This window comes from Achromobacter deleyi, from assembly GCF_013116765.2.
Classification (GTDB): Bacteria; Pseudomonadota; Gammaproteobacteria; order Burkholderiales; family Burkholderiaceae_B; genus Achromobacter; species Achromobacter deleyi_A.
Genome location: NZ_CP074375.1, coordinates 1,306,242 through 1,320,853 on the forward strand (window position 1 = coordinate 1,306,242; position 14,612 = coordinate 1,320,853).

At 64.4% G+C, this 14,612-nt stretch carries 12 protein-coding genes; 6 read left to right on the top strand and 6 right to left on the bottom strand.

The annotated features are described in order from the left end of the window. Positions 1-3: 3 nt before the first annotated feature. The 5 genes from HLG70_RS06015 to HLG70_RS06035 form a co-directional block, all read right to left on the bottom strand. Positions 4-1,308 (bottom strand): alpha/beta hydrolase, encoded by a 1,305-nt coding sequence (locus HLG70_RS06015; protein ID WP_171663480.1) that lies wholly within the window; start codon positions 1,306-1,308, stop codon positions 4-6. 127 nt (positions 1,309-1,435) lie between these two features. Continuing rightward, entirely contained in the window at positions 1,436-2,506 is a 1,071-nt protein-coding gene (locus tag HLG70_RS06020) for a porin (RefSeq protein WP_171663479.1), read from the bottom strand. Positions 2,507-2,852: 346 nt separating this feature from the next. Continuing rightward, positions 2,853-4,154, bottom strand: a complete 1,302-nt coding sequence (locus HLG70_RS06025; RefSeq protein ID WP_171663478.1) for a TRAP transporter large permease — start codon at positions 4,152-4,154, stop codon at positions 2,853-2,855. Next, positions 4,147-4,647 carry a TRAP transporter small permease gene (locus HLG70_RS06030; RefSeq protein ID WP_171663477.1) on the bottom strand — a complete coding sequence of 167 codons (501 nt, stop codon included), beginning with the start codon at positions 4,645-4,647 and terminating at the stop codon, positions 4,147-4,149. The genes HLG70_RS06025 and HLG70_RS06030 overlap by 8 nt, the downstream gene beginning before the upstream one ends. Before the next feature lie 7 nt (positions 4,648-4,654). Continuing rightward, the gene (locus HLG70_RS06035) at positions 4,655-5,629 is read right to left on the bottom strand and encodes a TRAP transporter substrate-binding protein (protein ID WP_171663476.1); all 975 of its coding nucleotides are present in this window, start codon (positions 5,627-5,629) and stop codon (positions 4,655-4,657) included. A gap of 275 nt (positions 5,630-5,904) precedes the next feature. On the opposite strand from HLG70_RS06035, the gene nudC reads away from it, so the two are divergent. From nudC to HLG70_RS06050, 3 genes are all read left to right on the top strand, one after another. Then, the gene (gene nudC / locus HLG70_RS06040; protein ID WP_171663475.1) at positions 5,905-6,675 is read left to right on the top strand and encodes an NAD(+) diphosphatase; all 771 of its coding nucleotides are present in this window, start codon (positions 5,905-5,907) and stop codon (positions 6,673-6,675) included. Positions 6,676-6,816: 141 nt separating this feature from the next. Beyond that, positions 6,817-7,326 (top strand): winged helix DNA-binding protein, encoded by a 510-nt coding sequence (locus HLG70_RS06045; protein WP_171663474.1) that lies wholly within the window; start codon positions 6,817-6,819, stop codon positions 7,324-7,326. An 84-nt stretch (positions 7,327-7,410) separates the two neighbouring features. Beyond that, complete coding sequence (locus HLG70_RS06050) at positions 7,411-11,037, top strand: hydantoinase B/oxoprolinase family protein (RefSeq protein ID WP_171663473.1); 3,627 nt, start codon at positions 7,411-7,413, stop codon at positions 11,035-11,037. A 27-nt stretch (positions 11,038-11,064) separates the two neighbouring features. On the opposite strand, the gene HLG70_RS06055 is transcribed toward HLG70_RS06050, so the two are convergent. Beyond that, positions 11,065-12,099, bottom strand: coding sequence for a C45 family autoproteolytic acyltransferase/hydolase (locus tag HLG70_RS06055; RefSeq protein ID WP_171663472.1), 1,035 nt, complete (start codon positions 12,097-12,099; stop codon positions 11,065-11,067). Between the two features lie 166 nt (positions 12,100-12,265). Here HLG70_RS06055 and glnH point away from each other — a divergent pair, with 166 nt between their 5' ends. From glnH to glnQ, 3 genes are all read left to right on the top strand, one after another. Further along, entirely contained in the window at positions 12,266-13,018 is a 753-nt protein-coding gene (gene glnH, locus HLG70_RS06060; protein WP_171663471.1) for a glutamine ABC transporter substrate-binding protein GlnH, read from the top strand. Between the two features lie 176 nt (positions 13,019-13,194). Beyond that, on the top strand, positions 13,195-13,851 hold the full coding sequence (glnP, locus tag HLG70_RS06065) for a glutamine ABC transporter permease GlnP (RefSeq protein WP_171663470.1): 657 nt from the start codon (positions 13,195-13,197) through the stop codon (positions 13,849-13,851). Beyond that, positions 13,848-14,576 (top strand): glutamine ABC transporter ATP-binding protein GlnQ, encoded by a 729-nt coding sequence (glnQ, locus tag HLG70_RS06070; protein WP_234103419.1) that lies wholly within the window; start codon positions 13,848-13,850, stop codon positions 14,574-14,576. Before glnP ends, glnQ begins: the two co-directional genes overlap by 4 nt. Positions 14,577-14,612: the final 36 nt, after the last annotated feature.

Genomic DNA, 14,612 nt, shown 5'->3' on the forward strand with positions numbered 1-14,612 from the left:
CGGTCAGCGTGCCCGCATCAGCGCTTCGACGCGCTGATCGTAGTCCACCGGGAAGGTCCAGAAGCGCATCCCCTCGGGCGTGAAGCTCTCCTGCAACCCACGCTCCGCGGGGGATTTATGCCACAGGAACTGCATCAGGACATCGCTGCTGACCCATGCATTGCTGAACCAGAAACTGTGCGCGCGGGCCCCCAGGCCGGGGATGTTGCGGGGGTCCACTCTGATCATGTCGAAATTCAGGCGCTGGGACGCCGCGTTCACAAATTCCACCTGTTCTTCGGTCAGGTCGTCGGCGCTGGGCCGCCCGGCCCGGGACGCGCGCTGGTGACGCGCCGCGAATCTCAAGGCGCGGTCCCCCAGGTTGGCGCCCAGGCTGACCCGCTGCGTCAGATCGATGTACTGGCGCAGATCGGTCACGAAGCGATAGGTGTCCTCGTCTGGCGCCGCGAAATAGATTTGCCCCAGGCGCAGCCGCGCGCGCAGTTCCTCGCGCGTTTCGCCTTCTTTGGGTTGGGCAAGCGACGCCAGTCCTTCGCTGGCGATCCGGGCGCCCGCGCTGAACGCCAGCACATTGATGTGCTCGGCGTTTGTGTTCTTGGAAAGCAGCTCTATCAAGCGGGCAAATGCGGGAACGGAAGCCCTGGCTGAGCGCACGTCGGTGGCGTAGGCAAGCAAGCTGCCGGCCGAGGGCCACAGGAAGGCAAGGACGACAGCCTGGCGACCCGTGAAATGATGGAATTGCGCCGCCTGCGCTGTCCCTCGCCACACCGCGTTGTTAAAGCCATGCACGTAGATGATCAGGTCCCGGTGCTGGCTGACTTCCAGGGCCTGGTTGATGAGGGCGAAGTAGGCCTGGGCCTCTGGCGAGGATTCCACGTCGCTTTGCGGAGTGAGCGCAACCAGCTCTTCCATTCGTTCCAGGCTGAGCACCGGGCGGCCCCGTTCGCTTGCGGAGGTCGAGAGCCTGCGCAGTTGTTCCCAGTCGAGCGTGCCATCGCCGATTTGCACCTGCGCCACGCCCAATCGCAGGGTATCGCTTGGAAATATGGAATAGAACGGCTGGCGCGACTCAAGGAACACCGCGCGATTCGTGGCGTACAGCAGCGGTATGGCGGTGCCGGCGCCTTTGGCTTCCTTGTGTTCGAAGGGATCGATCTGGCCCGTCGTGAACTTCACTGGCGTGGGCATCAGCTGGACGGGTGAAGAACACGCCGCCAGCAACGCCAGGCCTGCGGACAGCACGGCTGTCCTTGCGGCGCGGATCATGCAAAGAGACCACGCGGGCGCGCAGGCATTCGAGATACTCATGCGGTAGGCCGGTACATGTTGGGGAATTGTCGCGGTGCTTCCCGCCACAATCTAGCGGCAATCGGCGCGGGCCGCAAGCCAGCGGGCGCTGGCTTGCGTGCGGCTTGAACCCCCCGGGTGGGGAGCGTCAGAAGATGTGGCGGAAACCCACGGCCGCGCCCACCTGGTTGCTCTTGCCCGCGATTTCGCCGCTGGCGGCGTCGCTGACCTTGTTCCAGTCCACGGTGCCGTACAGTTGCGAGCGCTTGGACAGCGAGTATTCGGCCACGGCGACCAGCGCGTAGCGCTTGCCCTTGTCGCCTTCCACGACCACGTTCTCGCTCCGGTCGTAGTAGGCGGCGCCGGTGATCGCCCAGCGCGGGGTGGCCTGCCAGGTCACGCCGGCGAAGTAGCCGTTGTCCTTGCGGTCCAGGGTGGCGGTGGTGGTGCCGCCCATGACGCCGTTGACCCAGCCGGTTTCGTCGCGGCCGTTGAAGTAGCCGGCGAACACCTTGGCGCCCTCGAACTGGTAGGAGGCGTTCAGGTTCCACACCCGCTGGCGCAGGTCCGAATCCGTGCCGTCGTAGGTTTGCTGGTAGGCCGCGCCTAGGCCCAGCTGGCCGACGGTGTAGCGCAGGCTGGCGCCGTACTGCTGTCCGGCCTTGTGGTCGTCCCAATCTTCGCCATTCGCCCAGGACGCCACGACGGCCAGATTGCCGAAGGTGTTGGCGTACTTGGTCATGTTGTTGGTGCGCACGCGCGACATGGCGGCGGGCAGCCAGGCGTTCTGGTCGTAGTTGCCGACGGTCAGCGGGTCGAAGTAGTCGGCCAGCAGGTCGAACATCGGGGTGTTCTGCAGACCCAGGGTGAGGATGCCGACGCCGCCGCCATCCAGGCCCACATAGGCGAGGCGGCTGAAGGCCTTGGTCGTATCGGAACCCCTGCCGTTCTGCAGGTTGATGCCGTTTTCCAGGCGGAAGAAGGCGCGGTTGCCGCCGCCCAGGTCTTCCGAGCCTCGCAGGCCCCAGCGGCTGTTGGAAATGGCGCCGTTCTCCATCGACACGCGGCTGCCGTCTTCGCCAACGCTGCCGGCGCTGGTGCTCAGGTAGCGGATGCTGACGTCGGCGATGCCGTACAGGGTGACGCTGGTCTCGGCGCAAGCGGCGCCGGCGGCCAAGCCGAGGCTCGCCGCGGCGAGAGATAAGTTGATTCGTTTCACGTGGGACTCCTCCTGGTGTAGCTGATTTTCTTGGTTGCGCCGCGCTTGTGGCCCGGCTTGTGGCGCTAGGCGGATCGTCTGGCGCCAGGCCGCTGCACCGACGCTTTGGGTAAGCGCGGGTCCGGAGCGTTGGCCTCGATGCATGAATGCGCGATGTTGGTGCTGCGCATGAACGCCAGGGGATTCTAGAAAAGTTGCGCAAGGCACAGGGCCGATTTTTTTTGGCGTTTTCCCTGGTTTACATAGTTCGAAAATCGGCGATCAGCAGAACGATCGCCGGCTGGGGTGAAAAAAACCCCGTTCCAAGAACGGGGTTTTCGTGGCTTGCGTAGCGATGCGCACCGGTTTATAGCGTCATGTGCAGCGGTAGCCAGGTGGCGATGCCGGGTACGGCGTAGAGCAGCAACACGGCCAGGATCATCAGGAAGAACATGGGCAGCGAGGCGCGCGCGATATAGGGCAGTTCCCGCCCGCTCATGCCGGACAGCACGAACAGGTTGAAGCCCACCGGCGGCGTGATCTGTGCCATTTCCACCACGAACACGATGAAGATGCCGAACCAGATAAGGTCGATGCCGGCGGCCTGCACGGTCGGCAGCAGCACGCCCATGGTCAGGACCACGATCGAAATGCCATCCAGGAAGCAGCCGAGGATGATGAAGAACACCATCAGCGCCATGATCAGCCAGAACTGCGACAGGCCCAGCCCGCCTATCCATTCCGCCAGCGCGCGCGGCAGGCCGATATAGCCCATGGCCAGCGTAAGGAACTGCGCGCCCGCCAGGATCAGCGCAATCATGCAATACAGGCGGGTGGCGCCCAGCAGCGATTGCTTGAAGGTGGACGGGTTAAGCGACCCTTGCAGCGCCGACAGGATCAGCGCGCCCACCACGCCGACCGCTGCCGCTTCCGTGGCGGTGGCGACGCCGGTGTAGATGGAACCCAGCACGGCGCCGATCAGCAGCATCACTGGAATCAGGTGGCGCGAGCGCGACAGCTTCTGCATGAATGACAGGCCGGGATCCGCCGCCGGCACCTGGCCGGGGTTGCGGATGGCCCACCAGGCGATGTAGCCGCTGAACAGCAGCGCCAGCAAGATGCCCGGCACGATGCCGGCAATGAACAGCTTGGCGATCGACACGTCCGCCGCCACGCCGTACACGATCATGATGATCGAGGGCGGAATGAGCAGGCCCAGGGTGCCGGCGCCCGACAGCGTGCCGAGGATCTTCTCCTCGGGATAGCCGCGGCGCGTCAGTTCGGGGATGGTCATCTTGCCGACCGTGGCGCAGGTGGCCGCCGACGAGCCCGATACGGCCGCGAAGATCGCGCAGCCGATCACGTTGGTGTGCAGCAGGCGCCCGGGCAGCCGGTTCAGCCAGGGCGCAAGTCCCTTGAACAGGTCTTCGGACAAGCGCGTGCGGAACAGGATCTCTCCCATCCAGAGGAATAGCGGCAGGGCGGTCAGGGTCCAGCTGGAGGACGCGCCCCAGATGGTGACGGCCATGGCGTCGCCCGCCGGGCGGCTGGAAAATATCTCCATTCCGATCCAGGCGGTGCCGGCAAGCGTCAGCCCGACCCAGACCCCGCAGCCAAGCAGCACGAAGATCGATACGACCAATAAGGAAATGACGAGAAGTTCATTCATGGGTTTGCTGCGAAGTGGCGGCGGCCAGGCCACGCGAGCGCCGGACCAGCTCGTCGAGGAGGGCAACCAGGAACAGGACCGTGCCCACCGCCATGCTGATCTGCGGGATCCAGAGCGGCGTGGCGTCGTTGGACGTGGAGATGTCGTTGAACTGCCAGGAGTCGTAGGCCAGCTTGATGCTGAAGAACGCGAAGTTGGCGGCCAGAAGGCAACCGACGCCCAGGGCGAACAGGTCCAGGCGGCGACTGCCCGCGGGCGCCAGCGAATTCAGCAGCAGCGTCACACGGATGTGCTCGCCATGCTTGAACGTGCTGGCCAGGGCCAGGAAGCCGGCGGCGGCCATGAAGTAGCCGGCATAGGCGTCGGTGCCGGGGATGTTGAAACTGAGCTGGCGGGCGATGATCGCCGCCAGCACCGAGACCAGCACGCCTATCGTGCACAGGCCGGCCAGCAGGCCGGCCGCGCCGTAGAGACCATCCAGAAAGCGGCGCATGGCGATATCACTGCTTCTTGTAGGCGTCGATCATGGCCTGGCCGTCCGCGCCGGCCTTCTTCAGCCAGTCTTCCAGCATGCGCTTGCCGATCACGCTCAGGCCTTCCCTGAGCTCAACCGTGGGCGCGATGGTTTCCATGCCGTTCTTGGCCAACTCGGCCTGATACCACTTGTTCTTTTCCTGCGACAGCTTCCAGCCGCGCTCCTCGGCTTGTGCGCCGGCCTTCTTCAAGGCTTCCTGCGTGGCGGGGTCCAGCGCCTCGAAGGCCTTCTTGTTGACGATGATGGCGTTCTTGGGCAGCCAGGCCTGCGTGTCGTAGAACTTCTTGATGTACTCGTAGGTCTTGGTGTCATAGCCGGTGGACGCGGACGACATATAGGAATCGATCACGCCGGTTGCCAGCGCCTGGGCCAGCTCGGCCTGCTGCACCGTCACGGGCTGCGCGCCGACCAGTTCGGCGATCTTGGCCGTTACCGGGCTGTAGGCGCGCCATTTCAGGCCCTTCATGTCCGAAATCTGCTTGATGTCCTTGTTGGCGAAGACACCCTGGGGCGGCCATGCGACGGCGTAAAGCAGGGTCATGCCATGTGCCGCCAGCTTCTTTTCCAGGAACGGCTTCTGCGCCTGGTACAGCTTGAACGACGCGTCATAGCCGGTGGCCAGGAAGGGCAGGCCGTCCAATTCGTAGATCGGGTCTTCGTTGGCGAAGTTGGTCAGCAGGATCTCGCCGATCTGCGCCTGGTTGCCTTGTACCGCGCGCTTGATCTCGGGGGCCTTGTACAGCGACGCATTGTTGTGCAGCGTGATCTTCAGCTTGCCGTCCGACAGCGTGTCCACGTCCTTGACGAAGGAGGTCAGGTTCTCGACGTGGAAGTTGCTGGCGGGATAGGCGCTGGGCAGATCCCATTTGGTCTGGGCCTGCGCGCCCGCGCTGAAAGCCAGGAGTATGCCGCCGGTCAACAAGGAGATTTTCTTGTACATGTGTGGTCCTTCTTTGCGAATGGTGGAGACGGGTCTTGCCCGATAGGCATTGCGAAAGAGAGCGCCGCGTCGATTACACGCCGCTGAAAAGCCGTGCCATTCTATGTTGCCAGGTGGTCACAAAGCCCATGAAAACGCGCTTTTACGGGTTAATCCTAAGACCTTGTGTTGTTAATAATTGAGGTTTCAATCTTCTTTGTCGCGATGAATTCCATGCGTCGGCCGCCGGTTTTTCTTCTAAGATCGCTTTATCGAAACGAGCTGCCGAGGATCGTGTGAATTTCGTTTTTCGCCGTGATGAATTGTTGGTCGAAGCCGTGTCCAGCGTCTTGCCGGACATCTCGATATGCGAGCGGATCGGCGTATCCGTCACGACGTTGCAGCCGGTATGGATGCTGCCCGAGTCGCCGTACCGCACGGCGCAGGTCGATCCCGGCCTGGAAGCCCCCGAAGGCTACGCGTTCAAGAAGCTGCGCTCGCTGTTTGGCGTGTTGGACGATGAGCGCATGGCCCTGGCCGGGCGCGCCTACCAGATCAGCGAATGGGCGCGCACGCATCGCTTCTGTGGCGTATGCGGCACGCCGGCCCAGCGCGTCAGCACCGAGTTCTGCCTGCGTTGCCCGTCCTGCGGTTTTTCCGCGTATCCGCGCATCTCGCCGGCGATGATGGTGCTGATCCGCAAGGGCGACAGCATCCTGCTCGCGCGTCACACCACGACCGCCACGGCCCGCTACACGGCGCTCGCAGGTTTCGTCGAACCGGGCGAGAGCATCGAGCAGACCGTGCATCGGGAAATCTACGAGGAGGTCGGACTGAAGGTCGGCAATCTTCAGTACTTCGGCAGCCAGTCCTGGCCGTTTCCGCATTCACTGATGGTTGCGTTCACGGCCGACTACGTGTCGGGCGACATCCGCATCCAGGAAGACGAGATCGCGGACGCGCGCTGGTTCGGCCCGGGCGACCCCATGCCCGACATCGCGGCGCGCATTTCGATCGCCGGCTGGTTGATCCGGGCCAATCTGCCCATGGGTTGGTCAGCGCCCTGATTCCGGGCCTGAAAGCAGTTGGCTCCCCTAGGGGTATTCCCTCGAAATGAGGGAATTTTTACGGCTTAAGGTTATTTTTTATTGATGAAATATAGATAAATTATTAGTATTTCATTCAGATAAACTTGGCCCGCGCCCTTTATGACATCCGCTTTGATTGCGTCGTCGGCCCACCTGGCCGGCGGCAGCGCACCCGATCTTTCCGAGGTGGAGTTCGGCCTGATGATCGCCAGCCACGCTTTTGACCGCTGGACCGTGCGGTGCATGGCGGCGGCGGGCCTGCCCGACCTGACGCCCACCGATGTGATGGTCTTTCATCATGTCTATCACCGCCAGCGGCCCAAGAAGCTCGCCGACATCTGCTTCACGTTGAATGTCGAAGACACCCATATCGTCAACTACGCGCTCAAGAAGCTCGACAGACTGGGCGTGGTGCGGGGCGAGCGCAGCAGCAAGGAAGTCTTCTACAGCGTGACGCCCGAAGGCGCGGCGATCCTCAAGCGCTACGGAGAAATCCGGGAGCAATGCCTGACCGCCGGCCTGGACGCGCCGGGCGGGGGCGGGCTGGATTTCAGCCGGCAGCTGGCGCACACGCTGCGCGCGCTGTCGGGCCTGTACGACCAGGCGGCCCGGGCCGCAACCTCTCTCTGACCAAACACGCGGGGCACGCCCCGGTATCCGCAACCCGACCACGGCCGAACGCGCCGCGGCGGCCTCTTGTTTTCGAGGACACGTATGAAGAAGTGGCAATTCTGGATTGATCGTGGGGGCACCTTCACCGACATCGTGGCGCGGCGCCCCGATGGCACCACCACCACGGCAAAGGTGCTGTCGGAAAACCCCGAGCAGTATCGCGACGCGGCGGTCGCCGGCATCCGCAAGCTGCTGGGCATCGCGCCCGGCCAGCCCGTGCCGGCGGACCAGGTCGAATGCGTGAAGATGGGCACCACGGTCGCCACCAACGCTTTGCTGGAGCGCAAGGGCGAGCGCACCTTGCTGGTCACGACTCGCGGTTTCCGCGATGCCTTGCGCATTGCCTACCAGAACCGTCCGCGGCTGTTCGACCGCAACGTGTTGCTGCCCGAAATGCTGTATGAATCCGTCGTCGAGGCGGATGAGCGCGTGGCGGCCAACGGCGAGGTCATTCGCGAACTGGACGAAGCCAGCCTGCGCCAGGGCATGCAAGCCGCCTATGACGCTGGCATTCGCGCGGTCGCCATCGTCTTCATGCACGCCTGGCATGCCACCGCGCACGAGCAGATCGCCGCCCGGATTGCCCGGGAAACCGGCTTCACGCAGATATCGGTTTCGCACGAGGTCAGTCCGCTGATCAAGTTCGTGTCGCGCGGCGACACGACGGTGGTGGACGCCTACCTTTCGCCTATCCTGAAGCGCTACGTGGACCAGGTCGCCGGCGAACTCCCGGGCATCCGCCTGATGTTCATGCAATCCAGCGGCGGCCTGACCGACGCGCACCGCTTCCGCGGCAAGGACGCGATCCTCTCGGGTCCGGCGGGCGGCATCGTCGGCATGGTCCGCACCAGCGAAATCGCGGGTTTCCCCAAGGTCATCGGCTTTGACATGGGCGGCACGTCCACCGACGTGTCGCACTACGCGGGCGAGTTCGAGCGCGAGTTCGAAACCCAGGTGGCGGGAGTGCGCATGCGCGCGCCCATGATGAGCATCCACACCGTCGCCGCCGGCGGTGGCTCCATCCTGCATTTCGACGGCGCGCGCCTGCGCGTCGGCCCGGATTCGGCCGGCGCCAACCCCGGCCCGGCGTGCTATCGCCGGGGCGGCCCGCTAGCCGTGACGGACTGCAATGTCCTGCTGGGCAAGATTCAGCCGGATTTCTTCCCCAAGGTCTTCGGACCCGAGGCGAACGAGGCGCTGGACCGCGAGGCCGTGGCCGAACGCTTTACCGCCATGGCCGGCGAAGTGCGCGCCGCCACGGGGCGCGAGATGTCACCGGAGCAATTGGCCGAGGGCTTTCTTGAAATCGCCGTGGGCAACATGGCCGAAGCCATCAAGCGCATCTCGGTGCAGCGCGGCCACGACGTGACGGAATACGCGCTGACCGTGTTCGGCGGCGCGGGCGGCCAGCACGCGTGCCTGGTGGCCGATGCACTGGGCATGACAACCGTCTTCGCCCATCCGCTGGGCGGCGTGCTGTCGGCCTATGGCATGGGCCTGGCCGACCAGACCGACATGCGCCAGAAGACGGTCGAGAAAGTGCTGGATGCCGGACTGATGGGCGAGTTGAAGAACGAGCTCGACGTGCTGGCTGAGCAGGCGGTTGGCGAGTTGCGCCGCCAGCACGTGGCCGAAGACGACATCAGTGTGCAGCGCCGCCTGCATTTGAAGTATCGCGGCACCGACACGGCGCTGGAAGTGGCCTATTCGGACCTGGACCAGGCGCGTGGCGACTTCGAGGCCGCCTACCGCCAGCGCTATTCGTTCCTGATGCCCAATCGCGAACTCGTGGTGGAGACCATTTCGGTCGAAGCGACGGGCGGCGGCGAGCGTGTCAGCGAGGCGTCCACCTCGCGTATCCGCGAGGGCGCGCTGGCGCCGCGCCGGATGGTCGGCATGTACAGCGCGGGCGCCTGGCGCGATACGCCTTTGTATATGCGCGAAGACATGGCCGGCGGCGACGTGGTGGCGGGGCCCGCCATCATTTCCGAGCCGAACCAGACCACCGTCGTGGAACCCGGCTGGCAGGCCGAGCTCACGGCGCAGGACCACTTCGTGATCCGCCGGGTCGAGGCCCGCGCCGAACGCCGCAAGGTGGGCACCCAGGCCGACCCGGTCATGCTGGAGGTGTTCAACAACCTCTTCATGTCGATCGCCGAGCAAATGGGCTATCGCCTGCAGAACACGGCGTACTCGGTCAACATCAAGGAACGCCTGGACTTTTCCTGCGCCATTTTCGACGCGCAGGCGCGCCTGATCGCCAACGCGCCCCATATGCCCGTGCACCTGGGCTCGATGGGCGAATCGGTGCGCACCGTCATGAACGCCAATGCCGGGCGCATGATGCCGGGCGATGCCTACGTCGTGAACGATCCGTACCACGGCGGCACGCACTTGCCCGATGTGACGGTCATCACGCCGGTGTTCGACCATGCCGGCCGCGAAATCCTGTTCTACGTGGGTTCGCGCGGTCATCATGCGGATATAGGCGGGACCACGCCGGGGTCTATGCCGCCCGACTCCAAGACGGTCGAAGATGAAGGCGTGCTGTTCACCAACTTCCAGCTGGTCAAGAACGGCGAATTCCGGGAACAGGCCGCGCGCGACATCCTGGGCTCCGGCCGCTGGCCCGCGCGCAATCCGGACCAGAACATCGCGGACATGCATGCGCAGATCGCCGCCAACGAAAAGGGCGTGCAGGAGCTGTTGCGCATGTGCGACCACTTCGGCTTGGACGTCGTGCGCGCCTACATGGGACACGTGCAGGACAACGCCGAAGAGGCGGTGCGCCGCGTGATCTCGGTGCTCAAGGACGGCAGCTACGAGTACCCGCTGGACAATGGCGCGGTCATCCGGGTGGCGGTGCGGGTCGATACCGCGGCGCGCAGCGCCGTGGTCGATTTCACCGGCACGTCGCCGCAGCTGGACAACAACTTCAACGCTCCCGGCGCGATCGCCGTGGCGGCGGTGCTGTATGTGTTCCGCACGATGGTCAATGACGACATCCCGCTGAACGACGGTTGCCTGGTGCCGCTGTCCATCATCGTGCCGGAAGGCTCGATGCTGCGTCCGAATTCACCGGCCTCCGTGGTGGCGGGCAACGTCGAAACGTCCATGTGCATCGTCAACGCGCTGTATGGCGCGCTGGGCGTGCTGGCAGCCAGCCAGGGCACGATGAACAACTTCACGTTCGGCAACGCGCGCCATCAGTACTACGAGACCATCTCGGGCGGCACGGGCGCGGGTCCGGTGCGCATCGACGCGGCAGGCCCGCATGACGAGGGCTTTGCCGGCACGTCGGTGGTGCAGGCGCACATGACCAACTCGCGCCTCACGGACCCTGAAGTCCTGGAGTTCCGTTTCCCGGTTCGGCTGGAATCCTACGAGATCCGCAAGGGCTCGGGGGGCGCGGGCAGGTATCCGGGCGGCGAGGGCGGCGTGCGCCGCGTCCGCTTCCTGGAAGACATGACCGCGGCCATCCTGTCGAACAACCGTCGCTATGCGCCGTTCGGCCTGGCGGGCGGGCAACCCGGCGCGATGGGCCGCAACACGGTCGAGCGAGCCGACGGTTCCATCGAGGAACTGGGCCCGCAGGACAGCGCGCAACTCCATCCGGGCGACGTGTTCGTGGTGGAAACGCCGGGAGGCGGCGGCTACGGCGCGGCCTGATCCGCAGGCCGGGAGGTCCGGTCCCGCTCAGTCGGGATCGGACATCACGTCCAGCGCGATGTCCGCGCGCGCCTTGCGGTCATGCACGCGCAGGACGACCTCGCCATCGCGTATCTCGAAGATGGCGGTGGCCAGCGTGTTCTCGTCGTCGGGATCGTCCCGGGACGTGCGCAGGATGGGGAGATTCCCCTCGGTGTCGAACAGGGCGGCAAGCATGTGCGCGCTGCCCGATTCGGCCGACCATCCGTCCACAATACCCTCGATGCGATTCTGCCGCGCACGCGACGAATCGGTGATGAGCTGCGCCTGTCCGCGCGTTTCCACATGAACCATATGGTTGGCGTGTCCGTAGCGCCTCCCGACCTCATGGATGGAGACGGCGCCTGGCGTGACCTCGGCGCTGAGTATGCGCGGGTCGGTGGCGGCGGCCAGCGTGTGATGGAAACCGCCGGAATGCGGCAGGTCGCGCAGCAGGTCCACGGCGTCGTCCAGGGTGAGGCAGTCCAGCACCGCGCGCGACAGGAACATGCGCGGCACGCCCGGATGCCGTTGCCGGGTGCGCAGGTTGTTGATGGTCTGGACCAGCCCCGCGCGATTGGCGCCGAAGGTATGGCCTGGCAGGGATCCGGGGTAGTAGAAGCTCAGGTAGCCGGGCGCGCCTTCCAGCGCGACGTCCACCAGATAGCAGCGTCCATACAGATAGGGATCGCCATCTTCGTTGTGGCCGATCCAGCGCGATCCGTCGGCGGCTTTCAGGGCGACCGAGGTGCAGCCGTCCGTGGTGCTGTGCAGCAGATCGCCGCGGCAATGCCATAGCAGCACGTCCTTGGGCGGCATGCGCAGGCCTTCGGCCATTCCTTCCAATTCTTCCCAGATCTGGGGCAGGGCGGCTTGCGCCTGCTGCGCCAGCTCGTCCACATAGGGGTGCCCGCGCCATGGCCGCAGGGCTTCCCATGTGCCGCTTTGCTCCAGATAGGTCGCCATGATCGGGCGGGCCAGCTTGCCCAGCGCCGCGCCGACCTGGCGCCGGTTTCCGGCGATGCGTACGTATTTGTAAGCCATGGGAATCCTCCGGGTGTCATGCGGATTGTAATTTTTCTGGGGCCAGCCGGGTGGGGACTGATGCGTTAAGATCGTCGGTAAGCTGCGCTGGAAAGCCCGGCGCGGCCCAGGAATCATGCCCCTACAACAACCCCGGGGTGCCGACGGTCCCCAAGAGGAGAGTTTCATGATCAAACGTAAAGTCGCCGCCGCCCTGGTCGGCCTGTCAGTGGCCATGTTCGGCGCCGCGTCGGGCGCCCAGGCCCAGGGCAGGGAATTGGTGGTGGCCACCGATACCGCTTTCGTGCCGTTCGAATTCAAGCAGGGTAATACCTACACGGGATTCGACGTGGATCTGTGGGCAGCCATCGCCAAGGAACTCAACCTCAAGTACAAGCTCCAGCCGATGGATTTCGCAGGCATCATTCCGGGCTTGCAGACCAAGAATATCGACGCCGCGCTTGCCGGCATCACGATCCGCGATGACCGCAAGAAGGTCGTCGACTTCTCCGATCCCTATTACGAAAGCGGCCTGGCCATCCTGGTCGGCGAAAAGAACACCGACATCAAGGATGCGAAATCCCTGACCGGCAAGACCGTCGCCGTCAAGACCGGCACCGCCACGGTGGACTTCCTGCGGGCGCAGGTGCCGGATGCCAAGCTCAAGCTGTTTCCCAACATCGACAACGCCTACCTCGAACTGGCGACCGGCCGCGTGGATGCCGCCGTGCATGACACGCCCAACGTCCAGTACTACGCCAATACGGCCGGCAAGGGCCGCGTGAAAGTGGTGGGCTCGGTCAAGAGCGGCGACTTCTATGGCATTGCCTTCCCCAAGGGCAGCGAACTGGTGCCGCAGGTGAACAAGGCGCTGGCCACCCTGAAGTCCAACGGCCAGTACGACGCCATCTACGAAAAGTGGTTCGGCAAGAAGCCTTGAACAGGCTCGTGCCTTGCTTTGCGTAGTTGTTCTGCATTCGGGGCCGCCTTGCGGTAGCGGGCGCCGGTTGTTCCATTGCCCGGAACGCCGGGGCCTGGCGGGCGGCCCCGCGCCGTTTCCACCGCCGGACGGTCTTGCCATGATGCGGCGCGCGATGGCGCCAAAGGGGGAAAATCGTGGACTTTGACTGGAGTGTCGTCTGGGGAGCGTTGCCCAACCTGATCGAGGGCACGCGCATGACCATCAAGATCACGTTCTGGGGCTTGTGCGGCGGGTTTCTGCTGGGCGCGCTGTCGGGTGTGACGCGGGCCTATGGCCCCCCCATCCTGTCGGGCATCGCGCAGGTCTACGTCGCGATCATCCGCGGCACGCCGATAGTCGTGCAGGTGATGTTCATCTACTTTGCCTTGCCACAGCTGGCGGACATACGGGTGGACGCGGAGTGGGCGGCCATCGTCACGCTTATCATCAATTCGGGCGCATACATTTCCGAAATCGTGCGCGGCGCGCTGCTGTCCGTGCACAAGGGCCTGAAAGAAGCCGGACAGGCCATGGGCCTGCCATTTCACAAGATCCTGCTGCACATCATCGGGCCGGTGGCGTTTCGCCGCATGATCCCGCCGCTGGGCAACCAATGCATCATCAGCCTGAAGGACTCTTCGCTTTTCATTGTGATCGGCGTGGCTGAATTGACCCGCCAGGGCCAGGAGATCATGGCGACGAACTTTCGCGCGCTGGAGACCTGGTCCGCGATCGCGATCATCTACCTGATCCTGACCGGCTTGCTGGCGTTCGGCCTGCACGTGTTGGAAAAAAGGATGCGCATAATATGAGCATGGTCGAATTTCAAAACGTCACCAAGCGCTTTGGCGAATCCACGGTGCTCAATGGCATTTCGCTGAACATCGACGCGGGCGAGGTCGTGGTCGTCGTCGGGCCGTCGGGTTCCGGCAAGTCCACGTTTCTACGCTGCATCAACGTGCTGGAAACCATCAACGACGGCGATCTGCTCGTGGACGGCCTGAGCGTGAAGGGCGGCGCGGCGCAGGTGCGCGAGATCCGGCGCGAAGCGGGCATGGTCTTCCAGCAATTCAATCTGTTCCCGCAGATGACGGCGCTGGAGAATGTCATGTTCGGCCCCGTGCACACGCGCGGCCAGGGCCGCGCCGAATCGCGCAAGCTGGCCGAGGCGCTGCTGAACAAGGTCGGCCTGGCCGAGCGGATGTATCACTATCCGGCGGAACTCTCGGGCGGCCAGCAGCAACGCGTGGCGATTGCGCGCGCGCTGGCGATCAAGCCCAAGCTGATGCTGTTCGATGAGCCAACCTCGGCCCTGGATCCCGAGCTGCGCCATGAAGTGCTCAAGGTCATGCGAGACCTGGCAGAAGAGGGCATGACGATGGTGGTCGTCACGCACGAAATGGAATTCGCGCGCAAGGTCGGCAGCCGCCTGATCTTCATCGACGCGGGCAAGATCGCGCATGACGGCCCGCCGGCGGAATTGCTGAGCAATCCACCCAGCCAGCGCCTGAAGGACTTCCTGCAGCACGTGACCTGATCCGGGCTTTTTTGCCTGCGGAACCTGCGGGAAAGA